Raw genomic sequence first — 14,898 nt, forward strand, 5'->3', positions numbered from 1 at the left:
CGTGAGGATCCTCCTGGTCGGTGCCGGCGGCGTCGGCGGTGCGTTCACCGCCATCGCCGCGCGCCGCGACTTCTTCGAGACGATCGTGGTCGCCGACTACGACCTCGCGCGTGCCGAGAAGGCTGCCGCGGCCGACGAGCGGTACGTCGCGGCGCGGATCGACGCGTCCGACGCCGAGTCCGTCGCCGCCCTGTGCCGCGAGCACTCGATCACCCACGTGATGAACGCCGTCGACCCGGTGTTCGACATGCCGGTGTTCGACGGGGCGTTCGCGGCGGGTGCCGACTACCTCGACATGGCGATGTCCCTGAGCAAGCCACACCCCGACGCGCCGTACTCCAAGTGCGGGGTCAAGCTCGGCGACGAGCAGTTCGCGGTCGCCCCGCAGTGGGAGGAGGCCGGTCGCCTGGCGCTGGTGGGGATCGGCGTGGAGCCGGGGCTGTCCGACGTGTTCGCGCGCTACGCCGCCGATCACCTCTTCTCCGACATCGACGAGCTCGGCACCCGCGACGGCGCCAACCTCGTGGTGACCGACGACGCCGGCAACGAGATCTTCGCGCCGTCGTTCTCGATGTGGACCACGATCGAGGAGTGCCTCAACCCGCCGGTGATCTACGAGCGGGCCCGCGCCGACGTCGACGGCGGCTGGTTCACCACGCCCCCGTTCAGCGAGCCCGAGGTCTTCGACTTCCCCGAGGGGATCGGGCCGGTCGAGTGCGTCAATGTCGAGCACGAGGAGGTCCTCCTCATGCCCCGCTGGGTGGACTGCCAGCGGGCGACCTTCAAGTACGGCCTCGGCGACGAGTTCATCACCGTCCTCAAGGTGCTGCACACCCTCGGCCTCGACTCGACCGAGAAGGTCTCCGTGAAGGGCGTCGAGGTGAGCCCGCGCGACGTGGTGGCGGCGGTGCTGCCCGACCCGGCCACCGTCGGGCCGCGGATGAAGGGCAAGACCTGCGCCGGCCTCTGGGTGACCGGCACCGGCAAGGACGGCCGGCCGCGGTCGACGTACCTGCACCACGTGGTCGACAACGAGTGGTCGATGGCGGAGTACGGCCACCAGTGCGTGGTGTGGCAGACCGCCGTCAACCCCGTCGTCGCACTGGAGCTGCTGGCCACCGGCGCCTGGAGCGGCGCGGGCGTGCTCGGCCCGGAGGCGTTCGACGCCGTACCGTTCCTCGACCTGCTCGCGGACTACGGCTCGCCCTGGGGGATCCAGGAGCTGCAGCCGTGAGCGCCGCGACGGGCGGGCCGGCCCTGCCGCAGGAGCGGCGACTGGTCACCGAGATCCCGGGGCCCGCCTCGCAGGCGCGGCTGGAGCAGAAGAAGGCCCACGTCGCGGACGGCGTCGGGACCGTGCTGCCGGTGTTCGTCACCGCGGCGGGCGGCGGCGTCCTGGTCGACGTCGACGGCAACTCGCTCATCGACCTCGGGTCCGGCATCGCGGTCACCACGGTCGGCAACGCCGCGCCGGAGGTGACCCGGCGGGTGCACGAGCAGGTCGACGCCTTCACCCACACCTGCTTCATGGTCACGCCGTACGACGGTTACGTCGAGGTGTGCGCGACCCTGGCCGAGCTCACCCCGGGCGACCACGCCAAGAAGTCGGCGCTGTTCAACTCCGGGGCCGAGGCGGTCGAGAACGCCGTCAAGATCGCCCGGGTCGCGACGGGGCGAGACGCGGTGGGCGTGTTCGACCACGGCTACCACGGGCGCACCAACCTCACGATGGCGATGACCTCCAAGAACATGCCCTACAAGCACGGCTTCGGGCCGTTCGCGGGCGAGGTCTACCGGGCACCCATGTCCTACCCGTTCCGCGACGGCCTGTCCGGCGCCGAGGCGGCCGCGCGGGCCGTGGACGTGCTCGACAAGCAGGTCGGCGCCGACAACCTGGCCTGCGTGGTGGTCGAGCCGATCCAGGGCGAGGGTGGCTTCGTGGTGCCGGCCGACGGGTTCCTGCCGGCCGTGGCCGAGTGGTGCCGCGAGCGTGGCGTCCTGTTCGTGGCCGACGAGATCCAGTCCGGGTTCTGCCGCACGGGCGACTGGTTCGCCTGCGACCACGAGGGCGTGGTCCCCGACCTGGTCACCACCGCCAAGGGGATGGCCGGCGGGCTGCCCCTCGCGGGCGTCACCGGTCGGGCCGACCTGATGGACAGCGTGCACGTCGGCGGCCTCGGCGGCACCTACGGCGGCAACCCCGTGGCGTGCGCGGCCGCGCTGGGGGCGATCGAGGAGATGCGGACACACGACCTGGTCTCGCGGGCCGCCGCGATCGGCGACCTCATCGGACGTCGCCTCGCCGAGCTCCGCGAGCGGCACCCGGTGGTCGGCGACGTGCGCGGCCGCGGGGCGATGCAGGCGATCGAGCTCACCGCCCCCGGGACCATCGAACCGGACGCCGCCCGGGCGGCGGCGGTGTCGGCGTACTGCCACCGGCAGGGCGTGGTCACGCTGACCTGCGGCACCTGGGGCAACGTGTTCCGGTTCCTGCCGCCGCTGGCGATCTCCGACGCGCTGCTGGAGGAGGCCTTCGACGTGGTCGCGGAGGCGTTCGACGCGACTGCCTAGTGCGGAGAGGGGCCGGCATCGGTAACGTGCCGCACCATGAGTCTCGGGAACCCCCAGGACCACCGGTCTGACCCGGAGGTCCCCCACACCGACAAGGGCAAGCTGGTCGCGGCGGGCATCCTGCTGCTGATCCCGATCGTGGCGCTGATGTGGGTGCCGTCGTACGCGCGGGACGAGCCCGAGCTGTTCGGCTTCCCCTTCTTCTTCTGGTACCAGTTCCTCTGGGTCTTCCTCTGCTCCGGGATGACCTGGGCGGCCTACAAGCTGGTCCTGGCGGCGCGGAGATGAGCGGGGTGAACGGCGTCGCGCTCGCCGTCCTCGTCGCGCTGTTCCTGCTCGTCACGGTCATGGGGTTCCTGGCCTCGCGCTGGCGTCGCGCCGAGAGCCTCGACAGCCTCGACGAGTGGGGCCTGGGCGGTCGCAAGTTCGGCACCTGGGTCACCTGGTTCCTCCTCGGCGGCGACCTCTACACGGCCTACACGTTCGTGGCGGTCCCGGCGGCGATGTTCGCCCTGGGATCGGTGGCCGGCTTCTTCGCCGTCCCCTACACGATCATCCTGTACCCGATCATCTTCATCTTCATGGCCCGCCTCTGGTCGGTCAGCCACCGGCACGGTTACGTCACCACCGCCGACTTCGTCCGTGGTCGGTACGACGACCGCGGGCTCAGCCTGGCTGTGGCGGTGACCGGCTTCGTCGCGACCATGCCCTACATCGCGCTGCAGCTGGTCGGCATCCAGGCGGTGCTCGAGGTCGTCGGGCTCGGCGGCGGCGACAGCCTGCTCGCGAAGGACCTGCCGCTGTTCATCGCGTTCGCCCTGCTGGCGGCCTACACCTACTCCTCGGGGCTGCGCGCCCCGGCGATCATCGCGTTCGTGAAGGACACCCTGATCTATCTGGTGATCATCGTCGCGATCGTCTACCTGCCCTCGCAGGTCGGCGGCTGGGACGCGGTCTTCGGCGCGGCGCAGGAGAAGATGGCGACGACCAACGAGGCCACGGGTGAGCCCACCGGGTCGTTCATCCCCGGGGAGGGCACCGGGTGGGCCTACGCGACCCTCGCCCTCGGGTCGGCCCTGGCGCTGTTCATGTACCCGCACTCGGTCACGGCCAGCCTCTCCTCCGGCAGCCGGAACACGATCCGCCGGAACGCGGCGATCCTGCCGGCGTACTCCTTCGTGCTGGGCCTCCTGGCCCTCCTCGGCTGGGTAGCGATCGCGGCCGGCACCGAGCCGATCGGCGTCGACGGTGAGCCCAATCCCCAGCTGGTGATCCCTCAGCTGTTCGAGGACTCCTTCCCGAGCTGGTTCGCGGGCGTCGCCTTCGCGGCGATCGCGATCGGAGCGCTGGTGCCGGCGGCGATCATGTCGATCGCGGCGGCCAACACCTTCACCCGCAACATCTACAAGGAGTGGCTGAAGAAGGACGCCACCCCGGCCCAGGAGGCGAAGGTCTCCAAGCTGGCCTCCTTGGTCGTGAAGGCGTTCGCGCTGGTGTTCGTGCTCACGCTCGACAAGCAGAACGCGATCAACTTCCAGCTCCTCGGCGGCATCTGGATCCTGCAGACCTTCCCGGCGATCGTCTTCAGCCTCTACACCCGCTGGTTCCACCGCTGGGGCCTGCTCGTGGGCTGGGCGGTCGGCATGGCCTACGGCACCTGGTCGGCCTACAACGTGATCAACCCGGTCACCGGGAAGCGGTTCGGCGGCTCGCTCGCGGAGATCCCGGGCCTGGGCGAGATGGGCTACATCGCGATGACCGCGTTCGCGCTCAACATCGCCGTGGCCGTCGTGATCACGCTGGCGCTGAACGCGCTCAGGGTGCCCAACGGTCGCGACTCCACCAGGCCCGGTGACTACTTCGCCGACGCCGGCGACCCGCGGGTCGACGCCGACCTCGCGGCCGAGGAGGACCAGCTCACGCGTGGGGAGCCCCAGGCGCCCGGCTCGACCAGCTAGCGGAGCACCATCCAGCGGTACGCCGTCGGCTGGCCGGCGTTCCACGCCGCCTCGGTGTCGGGGTCGACGAAGGCCAGCCCGGCGGCCTCGTAGGCGCGGTGGCCGGCGACGTTGTCGGGCAGCACCCGGAGGCAGACGGTCGGGAGGTCGGGGTGCGCGTCGCGCGCCTGCTCCGCGAGCAGCCGGGTCAGCCGTCGGCCGACCCCCTCGCCGCGACGGGCGGGGTCGACCAGCAGCCGGGCGAGCTCGACCTCGCCCTCGTCGTCGTCGAGCCACAGCTCGCCGTACCCGAGGGGGACGCCGTGGTCGTCGACCAGCAGGAAGGCCTCGACGTCGTCCGCCTCACCCCACGACGCGACGACCTCCGGGGGAACCGGCGCCTCGCTGCGGGCGCACCACGACCGGACCTCGCCGGGCGTCGGTGCCCAGCCGCTGACCAGCGCCGCCTGCGCAGCGGGGAAGGGCTCGAGCCGCACGCCCCGATCGTAGTGTCCCCGGCGTTTCGGGACGGCCGGGTCCGGACTGCGAGGATGACCGGGTGACACGACGCGACGTGGTGGTGCTCGGCTCGACCGGGTCCATCGGCACCCAGGCGCTGGACATCGTGCGGGCCCATCCCGACCGGTTCCGGGTCGTCGGGCTGACCGCCGGCGGCTCGAACGCCGAGCTGTTCGAGCAGCAGGTCGCCGAGCTGCGTCCGGCGTACTCCGGGCTGGGGGAGGAGGCCAGCGTCGAGGCGGCCGGCATGGAGGCCGACGTCGTCCTCAACGGGATCACGGGTGCCGTCGGGCTGCGGCCGACCCTCGCCGCGCTCGAGGCCGGGACGACGCTCGCGCTCGCCAACAAGGAGAGCCTGATCATCGGCGGGCCGGTGGTCACCGGGCGGGCCGCGCCCGGCCAGATCGTGCCCGTCGACAGCGAGCACTCCGCGCTGGCCCAGTGCCTGCGCGGCGGCGCGCCGGAGGAGGTACGCCGACTCGTGCTCACCGCGAGCGGCGGGCCGTTCCGCGGCCGCACCCGCGACCAGCTCGCCGGCGTCACCGTCGAGGAGGCACTGGCCCACCCGACGTGGGACATGGGCCCGGTCGTCACCATCAACTCCGCGACCCTGGTCAACAAGGGACTCGAGGTGATCGAGGCCCACCTGCTCTTCGGCATCCCGTTCGACGCGATCGAGGTGGTGGTCCACCCGACGAGCGTCGTGCACTCGATGGTGGAGTTCGTCGACGGCTCGACGCTGCTCCAGGCGAGCCCGCCCACGATGCTGATCCCGATCGCGCTCGGACTGGCCTGGCCGGAGCGGGTGCCCGGCACCGCGCCCGCCGTCGACTGGACGCGCGCCGAGACCTGGGAGTTCACGCCCCTGGACGACGAGGCCTTCCCGGCCGTGTCGCTGGCCCGCGAGGCCGGCAGGCGGGGCGGCACCGCGCTGGCGGTCTACAACGCCGCCAACGAGGTGTGCGTCGAGGCGTTCCGCACCGGCCGGCTCGACTTCGTGGAGATCGTCCCCACAGTCGCCCGCGCCCTCGCGGCCCACGACGTACCCTCGGAGGAACAGCTCACCGTCGACGACGTCCTCGCCGCCGACGCGTGGGCCCGTGCCACCGCCGCCGCCATGATCGAAGGACCCGACACCGCATGAGCACCCCACGGAATCGCAGCCTTCCCCCGCTGCGCTCCTCCGGGCCACGATTCCGCGGGGACCCCGCATGACCGCCGTCTACTACACCCTGGGTGTGGTGATCTTCTTCGTCGCGATCCTGGCGTCGATCGGGCTCCACGAGTTCGGCCACATGATCCCGGCGAAGAAGTTCGGCGGGAAGGTCACCCAGTGGTTCATCGGCTTCGGGCCCACGGTCTGGAGCAAGCAGATCGGTGAGACCGAGTACGGCCTCAAGGCGATCCCGCTCGGCGGCTACGTGAAGATCGTCGGCATGCTCCCGCCGGGCGCCGAGCAGCTCGACGAGGACCGCGACCACCCGATCTTCGACGAGGACGGCGAGCGGGTGATCCGGCTCCGCCGGTCCAACACCGGGCTCTTCGCCCAGATGGTGTCCGACGCCCGGGCCGCGGAGTGGGAGCACGTCAAGGCCGGCGACGAGGACCGGCTCTTCTACCGGATGGCGTGGTGGAAGAAGGTGATCGTGATGGCCGGCGGCCCCACGGTCAACCTCCTCATCGCGTTCTTCCTGTTCTGGGGCGTCTTCTCCACGATCGGCTACGTCGAGCGCGTCGACACCCGGCCGGTCGTCGACGAGGTGATCCCCTGCATCGTCCCCGCCGACGAGGACGGCCGCGCCTGCACGGCCGCCGAGCTGCGCGAGAACCCGACGCCGGCCCGGGTGGCCGGGCTCGAGCCGGGCGACCGCTTCGTCTCGTTCAACGGCGAGCCGGTGAGTGACTGGGAGGAGATCCGCTCCGCGATCCGCGGGAACGGCTCCGAGCCGGCGACCCTGGGGATCGAGCGGGACGGCGAGGTCCGCCAGGTCGAGGTCGTCACCGAGGTCACGCCGCGGCCGCTCGACGCCGACAACCCCGGTGAGCTCACGCCGGTGGGCTTCCTCGGTGTGATGCCGGTGCAGAACGAGGTCTACGCGACCGGCGGCCCGCTCTACACGACCGACTTCATGGCCGAGAGCACCGCCCACGTGGTCGTGGCCATCGGCAAGCTGCCCGTGAGCGTCTGGAACGTCGGGCAGGCGCTGGTCGGCCTGGAGGAGCGGGATCCCAACGGTCCGGTGAGCGTCGTCGGCGGCGGCCGGATCGCAGGTGAGATCGCGTCGTCCGACGAGTTCGTCGTGTCCGAGAAGGCCGCGAGCCTGGCGATGGCGATCGCGACGTTCAACCTGTTCATCGGGTTGTTCAACTTCATCCCGCTGCTCCCGCTCGACGGCGGACACATCGCCAGCGCCCTGTGGGAGGCGGTACGGCGTGGCGTCGCCAGGCTGCGCGGCAGGCCGGACCCCGGCTACGTCGACGCGGCCAGGCTGCTGCCGGTGGCCTACGTGGTGGCGAGCGGCCTCCTGGTCATGGGCGTGGTGCTGATCCTGGCCGACATCTTCGTCCCGGTGGAGCTCCCCTTCTGAGGTCGCGCCGCGTCGCCCCTCAGTCCAGGCAGAACTCGTTGCCCTCGACGTCCTGCATCACCAGGCACGACTCGTTGTGCTCGTCGGCCACCAGCAGCCGGACGCGCTGCGCCCCGAGCGGGAGCAGCCGCGCGCACTCCGACTCGAGGGCGGCCAGGCGCTCCTCTCCCACCAGCCCGGTGCCGACCCGCACGTCCAGGTGCACCCGGTTCTTGACCACCTTGCCCTCAGGGACGCGCTGGAAGAACAATCGCGGCCCGACCCCCGTCGGGTCGACGCAGGCGAACGCCGACCCCTGCTGCTCGGGCGGCAGCGTGCGATCGAGCTCCGCCCAGCTCGCGAACCCCTCGGGCGGCGGCGGCACGACGTACCCCAGCACCTCGCACCAGAAGCGGGCGACCCGCTCGGGCTCGGCACAGTCGAACGTGACCTGGAACTCCCTGACGGTCGCCATGCCCCCACCCTAGGGGCGGGTTCAGGTGCCGTCGTGGGCGGCCTGCAGGGCGGCGACGTCGATCTTGCCCATCGTCAGCATCGCCCGGCAGACACGCTGGTTGGCCGCGGTGGAGTAGTCGCCGGACAGGTCCTCGAGCTCCCGGGGGATGACCTGCCAGGAGACGCCGAACTTGTCCTTGCACCAGCCGCACGGCCCCGGCTCGCCGCCGTCGGCAGTCAGGATCTCCCAGTAGTGGTCGACCTCCTCCTGCCCGTCGACGCGGAGGTAGAACGAGAACGCCTCGTCGAGGTGGAGCTCCGGTCCGGCATTGAGCCCGACCACGTCGTGACCGGCGACGGTGAACTCCACGACGTCGGCGACACGGCTGTCGGGGTCGGTGCGGGCCGTGATCACCCGGCCGACGGACGAGTCCGGGATGTGCTCGGCGTAGAAGGTGGCCGCCTCGACGGCCTTGTCGTTGCCGAACCACAGGTGCGTGCGTACCGATGCCATGACCACTCCTCGCCTCCGGGGACCCTCCCCGTGGGGGCCGCTCGTGAGGAGAGACCGTGTGGCCGGCGGGAACTCATCGGTGCCGCGAGCCGGGTCCGGCACGGGTTCGGCGCTCCCGCTCGGGGCTCCTAGACTGGCGCCATGACCGACGTCGACCTGGGCATGCCCGCGCCACCGCCTCCGGTGCTGGCGCCGCGCCGCCCGACCCGTCAGATCCAGGTCGGCAAGGTGGGCGTGGGCAGCGACCACCCCATCTCGGTGCAGTCGATGACCACGACGCTCACCAGTGACGTCAACACGACCCTCCAGCAGATCGCCGAGCTGACGGCGTCCGGCTGCGACATCGTGCGGGTGGCCTGCCCCAGCCAGGACGACGCCGACGCGCTCCCCGCGATCGCCCAGCACTCCCAGATCCCGGTCATCGCCGACATCCACTTCCAGCCGCGCTACGTGTTCGCCGCGATCGAGGCCGGCTGCGCCGCCGTCCGGGTCAACCCCGGCAACATCCGGAAGTTCGACGACCAGGTCAAGGAGATCGCCCAGGCGGCCAGGGACCACGGGACGTCGATCCGGATCGGCGTCAACGCCGGCAGCCTCGACAAGCGGCTGCTGGAGAAGTACGGCAAGGCCACCCCGGAGGCGCTCGTCGAGAGCGCGGTGTGGGAGGCGAGCCTGTTCGAGGAGCACGACTTCCACGACTTCAAGATCTCGGTCAAGCACAACGACCCGGTCGTGATGGTCCGCGCCTACGAGATGCTCGCCGAGGCCGGCGACTGGCCGCTCCACCTCGGGGTCACCGAGGCCGGCCCGGCGTTCCAGGGCACCATCAAGTCGGCGGTGGCCTTCGGCCACCTGCTCAGCCAGGGCATCGGTGACACGATCCGGGTCAGCCTGTCGGCGCCACCGGTCGAGGAGGTCAAGGTCGGCATCCAGATCCTGGAGAGCCTCAACCTCAAGCCCCGCCGCCTCGAGATCGTCTCCTGCCCCTCGTGCGGGCGGGCCCAGGTCGACGTCTACAAGCTCGCCGACGAGGTCACGGCCGGGCTCGACGGCCTCGAGGTCCCGCTCCGGGTGGCGGTCATGGGGTGCGTCGTCAACGGTCCCGGCGAGGCCCGCGAGGCCGACCTCGGCGTCGCCTCCGGCAACGGCAAGGGACAGATCTTCGTCAAGGGCGAGGTGATCAAGACCGTCCCCGAGAGCCAGATCGTGGAGACCCTCATCGAGGAGGCGATGCGGATCGCCGACGAGATGGACGAGCCCGTCGACGGAGCGGCTCCCACGGTCACCGTGTCCTAGCACCTGCGCCGCGGTGGCGGCGGCCCCGCCTCGGGAGCACACTGGTGGCGGAGGGTGCCATGAGACGTCGTGGCCGGGGTGTGATCGTTGCCGTCTCCCTGACGGCAGCCGTGGCCTGTGCGTCCACCTCCGAGACCGAGCCGCTCCCGCTGCAGGAGTCCGCCGTGGTCGTCGAGGACGACGTCCGGGCGAACGCGACGGTGGTCGGCGAGTACGCCGTCACCGAGGAGGACCTGCGCCGGCTGGAGGAGGAGTGCGGCGACGCGGAGGCGGTCCCGCTGGAGGGTGGCGAGTCGTGCGTGACGCTGATGGAGCTCCGCTTCAGCGACTGCGAGCCGCCGTTCGAGTTCTGCGTCCGGGTCTACGACGCGGAGAGCGCCGACGCGCCGTTCGCCGGCTGGGCTGAGGTCGTGGAGGGTGACAGTGACCGGTCGCTGTGTCAGGAGGGACCCGACGGCGTGTGCCTGCGGGTCGGGCTGAGCTCCGAGGCGCTGACCCGGGTGGTGGACCCCGGCCCGACGGAGCCCACGACGACCGACCCGACCCCCACCGAGACCACGACGACCGACACCCCGAGCCCGACGGAGTCGTCGTCACCGGCCTCACCGACGTCGACGGACGAGGCGACGTCCGAGGCCACGACCCAGTAGCGCCGTGGCGACGACCAGCTCAGCCGACGCGAAGGGGCTCCTGGCCCGTGCTGCCGGCGTCGTCGGTCAGGTCCTGGTCCCGCTGGGGGCGGTCACAGGGGTCCTCTACTACTTCGGGTACGTCCGCGAACGGGCGCTCTACGCGTACTTCGGGGTGCCGGTCGGGACACTCGACCTCACCACCACCGACTACGTGCTCCGCAGCACCCAGGCGATCTTCACGCCCCTGGCGTCGTTGCTCGTCGTCACGCTGGTCGTGGTGCTGGCCCACCAGCTCGTGCTCGGCCGCGCCGCCGCCCGACACCCCGCCTGGTGGCGGCGTGCCACCGTCGCGACCGCGGTGGTCGCCCTCGTGCTGCTCGCGCTCGGCGTCGCCGCGCTCGCCCGGCTCCCACCCCTCCAGCCGGTGGCCGGCGCGCTGAGCCTCGGGGCCGGTGCCGCGCTGCTCGAGTACGCCGTCTGGATGCTCGCCGCCGACGAGAAGGTCCCGGAGCCCGTCCGGGCGACGCTCCACCAGGGTCGTTTCCTGCGCGGCGGCGTGCTCGCTGCCGTGGTGCTGCTCGCGCTGTTCTGGTGGACCGCCAACGTGGCGAACTCCAACGGGCTGGCCACGGCCCGGGCCATCGAGGGGTCGCTCGTGGTGCGCAGCGAGGCCGTCGTGCTGAGCACGAGGCCGCTGGCCGTGTCGGGGTACGGCGTCGAGGTGGAGCGGCTGCCCCCTGGTGCGGGCTTCCACTTCCGGCACACGGGCCTGCGGGTGCTCGCCCACACGGGCGAGCGGTGGATCCTGCTCCCGGTGGGCTGGCGCCGGGACAACGGGGCCGTCCTGGTGCTGCTGCCCGAGCAGGAGGACGGGGTGCGGGTCGATGTCCGCCCGTAGCCGCACTCGCGGAGCCGCCGCGCCGGAGTGTCCTAGGCTCCCGGTGTGTTGACGACGCGACACGGTGTCCGGGTGCTCGGCGCGTCCGACCTGGACGCGTTCCAGCGGCTCGCCGCGCAGGACCCTGTCGTCAACGTGTTCGCGGCCTACCGGGCCCGGACCACCAACCTCGAGCCGCGTTGGCTCGGGGGAGAGGTGTGGGGCCGCTTCGTCGACGGCGAGCTGGCAGCCGCCTGCCACGTCGGGGCCAACCTGGTCCCCGTGCAGGCGACGCCCGACGACGCCCGGGTCTTCGCCGAGCGGGCGCTGGCCCGGGGGCGCACCGTCACCACGATCGTGGGCCCCGAGGACGCGGTCCGCCCCTTCTGGGAGACCGTCGCGGAGGCGTGGGGGACCCCGCGGGACCAGCGCTGGGGGCAGCCGCACCTCGAGATCGGCTGTGCGCCGCTGGTCGAGCCCGACCCGCGGGTGCGGACCACGTCGATGGCCGACGCCGACGTGCTCTACCCGGCGTGCGTGGCCATGTACACCGAGGAGGTCGGCATCTCGCCGGAGGCGGGGGGCGGGCCCGACCTCTACCGTGCCCGGGTCCACCAGCTGGTCTCGCGGGGCTGGTCGTTCGCCCGGATCGACGACGGCGAGGTGGTGTTCAAGGCCGAGGTCGCCTCGCTGTCGCCGCATGCCGCGCAGGTGCAGGGCGTCTGGGTGGCGCCGGAACGCCGCGGCCAGGGGCTGGGGGTCGCCGGTATGGCAGCCGTGGTCGACCACGTGCTCCGAGACCTGGCGCCCGTCGTGTCGCTGTACGTCAACGACTACAACCGGGCGGCGCGGCGGGTCTACGAGCGGGTCGGGTTCACCCGCACCGCCACCTTCGCCACCGTGATGTTCTGACGGCGGCGCGGGTCGAGCGGCCGGGGCGGTGGCGCCCAGGGGGTTGCTCGACGGCGCCGCAACTGGTTCGCGGACCCCGACGGCCCACAAGTAGCCTTCCCCGCATGACCGCACCCCACGGCGTCCTGCGGATGTCCCGCCTCTTCGTGCGCACGCTCCGCGACGACCCGGCGGACGCCGAGGTGCCCAGCCACCGGCTGCTGGTCCGCGCGGGCTACATCCGCCGCGCCGCCCCGGGCATCTACACCTGGCTGCCGCTCGGGCTGAGGGTGCTGCGCAACATCGAGAACGTGATCCGCGAGGAGATGGACGCGATCGGCGCCCAGGAGCTGCTGTTCCCGGCGCTGCTGCCCAAGGAGCCCTACGAGGCCTCCGGCCGATGGACCGACTACGGCGACAACATCTTCCGGCTCACCGACCGCAAGGACGGCGACTACCTCCTCGGTCCCACCCACGAGGAGATGTTCACCCTGCTGGTCAAGGACCTGTACTCCTCGTACAAGGACCTGCCGCTGTCGATCTACCAGATCCAGACCAAGTACCGGGACGAGGCGCGGCCGCGCGCCGGGCTGCTGCGCGGGCGCGAGTTCGTGATGAAGGACTCCTACTCCTTCGACGTGGACGACGCCGGCCTCGAGGCGTCCTACCAGCGGCACCGCGAGGCCTACATCCGGATCTTCGACCGGCTCGGCTTCGAGTACGTCATCGTGAAGGCCACCTCCGGGGCGATGGGGGGTTCGGCGTCCGAGGAGTTCCTCGCCCGGGCCGACGTCGGCGAGGACACCTACGTCAGCTGCTCGCGCTGCGACTACGCCGCGAACGTCGAGGCGGTCGAGGTGCACGTCCCCGAGCCGGTCTCCGCCGAGGGCGTCCCCGCCGCGCACGCCGAGGACACGCCCGACACCCCCACCATCGAGACGCTCGTCGACCAACTCAACGAGGCCTTCCCCCGCGACGACCGGGCCTGGGCCGCCGCCGACACGCTCAAGAACGTCATGGTCGTCCTGCACCACCCCGACGGCACCCGCGAACCGCTCGCGATCGGCGTCCCGGGTGACCGCGACGTCGACCTCAGGCGGCTGAGCGGACAGCTCGAGCCGATCGAGGTCGAGGCCATGGACGAGACCGAGATGCAGCGGCACCCAGCGCTGGTGAAGGGGTACATCGGCCCCGAGGTGCTCGGGACCCAGAGCAAGTCGGGAATCCGTTTCCTGGTCGACCCGCGCGTCGTCGACGGCACCCGCTGGGTCACCGGCGCCAACGTGGCCGGCTCCCACGTCGTCGATCTCGTCGCCGGTCGCGACTTCACCGCCGACGGGACCATCGAGGCCGCCGAGGTCCGTGAGGGCGACGCCTGCCCGCGGTGCGGCCACACCGACGGCGGCACCCTCCACGCCGCCCGGGGCATCGAGATGGGACACATCTTCCAGCTCGGCCGGCTGTACGCCGAGGCGCTGGACCTCCGGGTGCTCGACGAGAGCGGCAAGCTGGTCACGGTGACCATGGGCTCCTACGGCATCGGGCCGTCCCGCGCGGTGGCCGCCATCGCCGAGAACACCCTCGACGAGATCGGCCTGTGCTGGCCGCGCGAGGTGGCGCCGGCCGACGTCCACATCGTCGCCGCGGGGAAGGACGGCGAGGTCTTCGACGCCGCCGCCCGCCTGGCCGACGACCTCGCCGCCCGCGGGCTCACCGTGCTCTACGACGACCGCACCGGCAAGGTCAGCCCCGGGGTGAAGTTCAAGGACGCTGAGCTGATCGGCGTCCCGACCATCGTGACCGTCGGCCGGGGGCTGGCCGAGGGTGTCGTCGAGGTCCGCGACCGGGCCACCGGAGAGCGGCAGGACGTCGCCGTCGGCGAGGCCGCCGCCCACCTCGAGGGCGTCGTCCGTGGCTGAGCGCGCCGTCGACGCCGTCATCTTCGACTGGGGCGGCACCCTGACGCGCTGGCACGACATCGACTTCCACGCCGAGTCGCTGGCGCTCGCCGAGGCGGTCGCGCGGACGCCGTCCCACGACGACGACCACCACGCCTGGGCGGCGCGCCTGCACGCGGCCGGGGACACCATCTGGGGCCGCAGCCGGGACCACCAGCAGAGCGCGACCATCGCCGACCTGTTCGACGAGGCAGGCCTCGCCCACGAGCCGGCGCTGCTGGATGCCTACCTGGCCTTCTGGGAGCCGCACACCGCCACCGACCCCGAGGTCCAGCCCCTCTGGGAGCGGCTGCGGGGGAGGGGCATCAAGGTCGGCGTGCTCTCCAACACGATCTGGCCGCGGTCCTGGCACGAGGGCTTCTTCCGCCGCGACGGCGTGCTCGACCTCGTCGACGGCGACGTCTACACCAGCGAGATCCCCTGGACGAAGCCGTCGCCCCGCGCGTTCGGCGCCGCCACGGCCGCGGTCGGGGTGGCCGACCCCACCCGGTGCGTCTACGTCGGTGACCGGCTGTTCGACGACGTGTGGGGCGCCGGCAACGTCGGGATGCGGACGGTGCACATCCCGCACAGCACCATCCCCGGCAGCCAGGTGGGGCACACCGAGGGCACGCCCGACGCCGTCGTCCAGTCGCTCGCCGAGGTGGCCGACGTCATCGGCCGGTGGGCCTGACCGCCGG

The 14,898-nt window shown here is 72.0% G+C and carries 15 protein-coding genes; 12 read left to right on the forward strand and 3 right to left on the reverse strand.

Annotated elements, in window-relative coordinates; all coding sequences use genetic code 11:
* Window position 1 precedes the first annotated feature (1 nt).
* From ACQ1X7_RS14965 to mctP, 4 genes are read left to right on the forward strand one after another with little or no spacing between them, the layout of a single operon-like run.
* The gene (locus ACQ1X7_RS14965; RefSeq protein ID WP_432479010.1) at window positions 2-1,234 is read left to right on the forward strand and encodes a saccharopine dehydrogenase family protein; all 1,233 of its coding nucleotides are present in this window, start codon (window positions 2-4) and stop codon (window positions 1,232-1,234) included.
* Window positions 1,231-2,571: a 4-aminobutyrate--2-oxoglutarate transaminase gene (gene gabT, locus ACQ1X7_RS14970; RefSeq protein ID WP_432479011.1), complete on the forward strand. Its 1,341-nt coding sequence runs from the start codon at window positions 1,231-1,233 to the stop codon at window positions 2,569-2,571. Before ACQ1X7_RS14965 ends, gabT begins: the two co-directional genes overlap by 4 nt.
* Before the next feature lie 36 nt (window positions 2,572-2,607).
* Window positions 2,608-2,859 carry a DUF3311 domain-containing protein gene (locus ACQ1X7_RS14975; protein ID WP_432479012.1) on the forward strand — a complete coding sequence of 84 codons (252 nt, stop codon included), beginning with the start codon at window positions 2,608-2,610 and terminating at the stop codon, window positions 2,857-2,859.
* On the forward strand, window positions 2,856-4,529 hold the full coding sequence (gene mctP / locus ACQ1X7_RS14980) for a monocarboxylate uptake permease MctP (RefSeq protein ID WP_432479013.1): 1,674 nt from the start codon (window positions 2,856-2,858) through the stop codon (window positions 4,527-4,529). Before ACQ1X7_RS14975 ends, mctP begins: the two co-directional genes overlap by 4 nt.
* Here the strand turns inward: mctP and ACQ1X7_RS14985 are convergent.
* Window positions 4,526-5,005 carry a GNAT family N-acetyltransferase gene (locus tag ACQ1X7_RS14985; protein ID WP_432479014.1) on the reverse strand — a complete coding sequence of 160 codons (480 nt, stop codon included), beginning with the start codon at window positions 5,003-5,005 and terminating at the stop codon, window positions 4,526-4,528. The two genes, mctP and ACQ1X7_RS14985, sit on opposite strands and share 4 nt — an antisense overlap.
* A gap of 62 nt (window positions 5,006-5,067) precedes the next feature.
* Between ACQ1X7_RS14985 and ACQ1X7_RS14990 the strand changes: the two genes are divergently transcribed.
* Both ACQ1X7_RS14990 and ACQ1X7_RS14995 read left to right on the forward strand, forming a co-directional pair.
* Complete coding sequence (locus ACQ1X7_RS14990; RefSeq protein WP_432479015.1) at window positions 5,068-6,171, forward strand: 1-deoxy-D-xylulose-5-phosphate reductoisomerase; 1,104 nt, start codon at window positions 5,068-5,070, stop codon at window positions 6,169-6,171.
* A 67-nt stretch (window positions 6,172-6,238) separates the two neighbouring features.
* Complete coding sequence (locus ACQ1X7_RS14995; protein WP_432479016.1) at window positions 6,239-7,615, forward strand: M50 family metallopeptidase; 1,377 nt, start codon at window positions 6,239-6,241, stop codon at window positions 7,613-7,615.
* Between the two features lie 19 nt (window positions 7,616-7,634).
* Here ACQ1X7_RS14995 and ACQ1X7_RS15000 read toward each other — a convergent pair whose 3' ends face one another.
* Together ACQ1X7_RS15000 and ACQ1X7_RS15005 are read right to left on the reverse strand one after the other, a co-directional pair.
* A complete protein-coding gene (locus ACQ1X7_RS15000) occupies window positions 7,635-8,069 on the reverse strand; it encodes a VOC family protein (RefSeq protein WP_432479017.1) in 435 nt (144 codons plus the stop codon).
* 21 nt (window positions 8,070-8,090) lie between these two features.
* Window positions 8,091-8,564, reverse strand: a complete 474-nt coding sequence (locus ACQ1X7_RS15005) for a VOC family protein (RefSeq protein ID WP_432479018.1) — start codon at window positions 8,562-8,564, stop codon at window positions 8,091-8,093.
* A gap of 141 nt (window positions 8,565-8,705) precedes the next feature.
* On the opposite strand from ACQ1X7_RS15005, the gene ispG reads away from it, so the two are divergent.
* The 6 genes from ispG to ACQ1X7_RS15035 all read left to right on the forward strand — a co-directional run bounded on the left by ispG (window position 8,706) and on the right by ACQ1X7_RS15035 (window position 14,891).
* Window positions 8,706-9,860, forward strand: coding sequence for a flavodoxin-dependent (E)-4-hydroxy-3-methylbut-2-enyl-diphosphate synthase (ispG, locus tag ACQ1X7_RS15010; protein ID WP_432479019.1), 1,155 nt, complete (start codon window positions 8,706-8,708; stop codon window positions 9,858-9,860).
* Window positions 9,861-9,919: 59 nt separating this feature from the next.
* Window positions 9,920-10,510: a hypothetical protein gene (locus ACQ1X7_RS15015; protein ID WP_432479020.1), complete on the forward strand. Its 591-nt coding sequence runs from the start codon at window positions 9,920-9,922 to the stop codon at window positions 10,508-10,510.
* A 4-nt stretch (window positions 10,511-10,514) separates the two neighbouring features.
* Window positions 10,515-11,390: a hypothetical protein gene (locus ACQ1X7_RS15020; RefSeq protein WP_432479021.1), complete on the forward strand. Its 876-nt coding sequence runs from the start codon at window positions 10,515-10,517 to the stop codon at window positions 11,388-11,390.
* 45 nt (window positions 11,391-11,435) lie between these two features.
* A complete protein-coding gene (locus tag ACQ1X7_RS15025; RefSeq protein WP_432479022.1) occupies window positions 11,436-12,281 on the forward strand; it encodes a GNAT family N-acetyltransferase in 846 nt (281 codons plus the stop codon).
* Between the two features lie 104 nt (window positions 12,282-12,385).
* The gene (locus ACQ1X7_RS15030; protein ID WP_432479023.1) at window positions 12,386-14,179 is read left to right on the forward strand and encodes a proline--tRNA ligase; all 1,794 of its coding nucleotides are present in this window, start codon (window positions 12,386-12,388) and stop codon (window positions 14,177-14,179) included.
* Entirely contained in the window at window positions 14,172-14,891 is a 720-nt protein-coding gene (locus ACQ1X7_RS15035) for an HAD family hydrolase (protein WP_432479024.1), read from the forward strand. Before ACQ1X7_RS15030 ends, ACQ1X7_RS15035 begins: the two co-directional genes overlap by 8 nt.
* Window positions 14,892-14,898 lie beyond the last annotated feature (7 nt).

Origin of the sequence: Nocardioides sp. GXQ0305, from assembly GCF_050880345.1 — a bacterium.
Lineage (GTDB): Bacteria > Actinomycetota > Actinomycetes > Propionibacteriales > Nocardioidaceae > Nocardioides.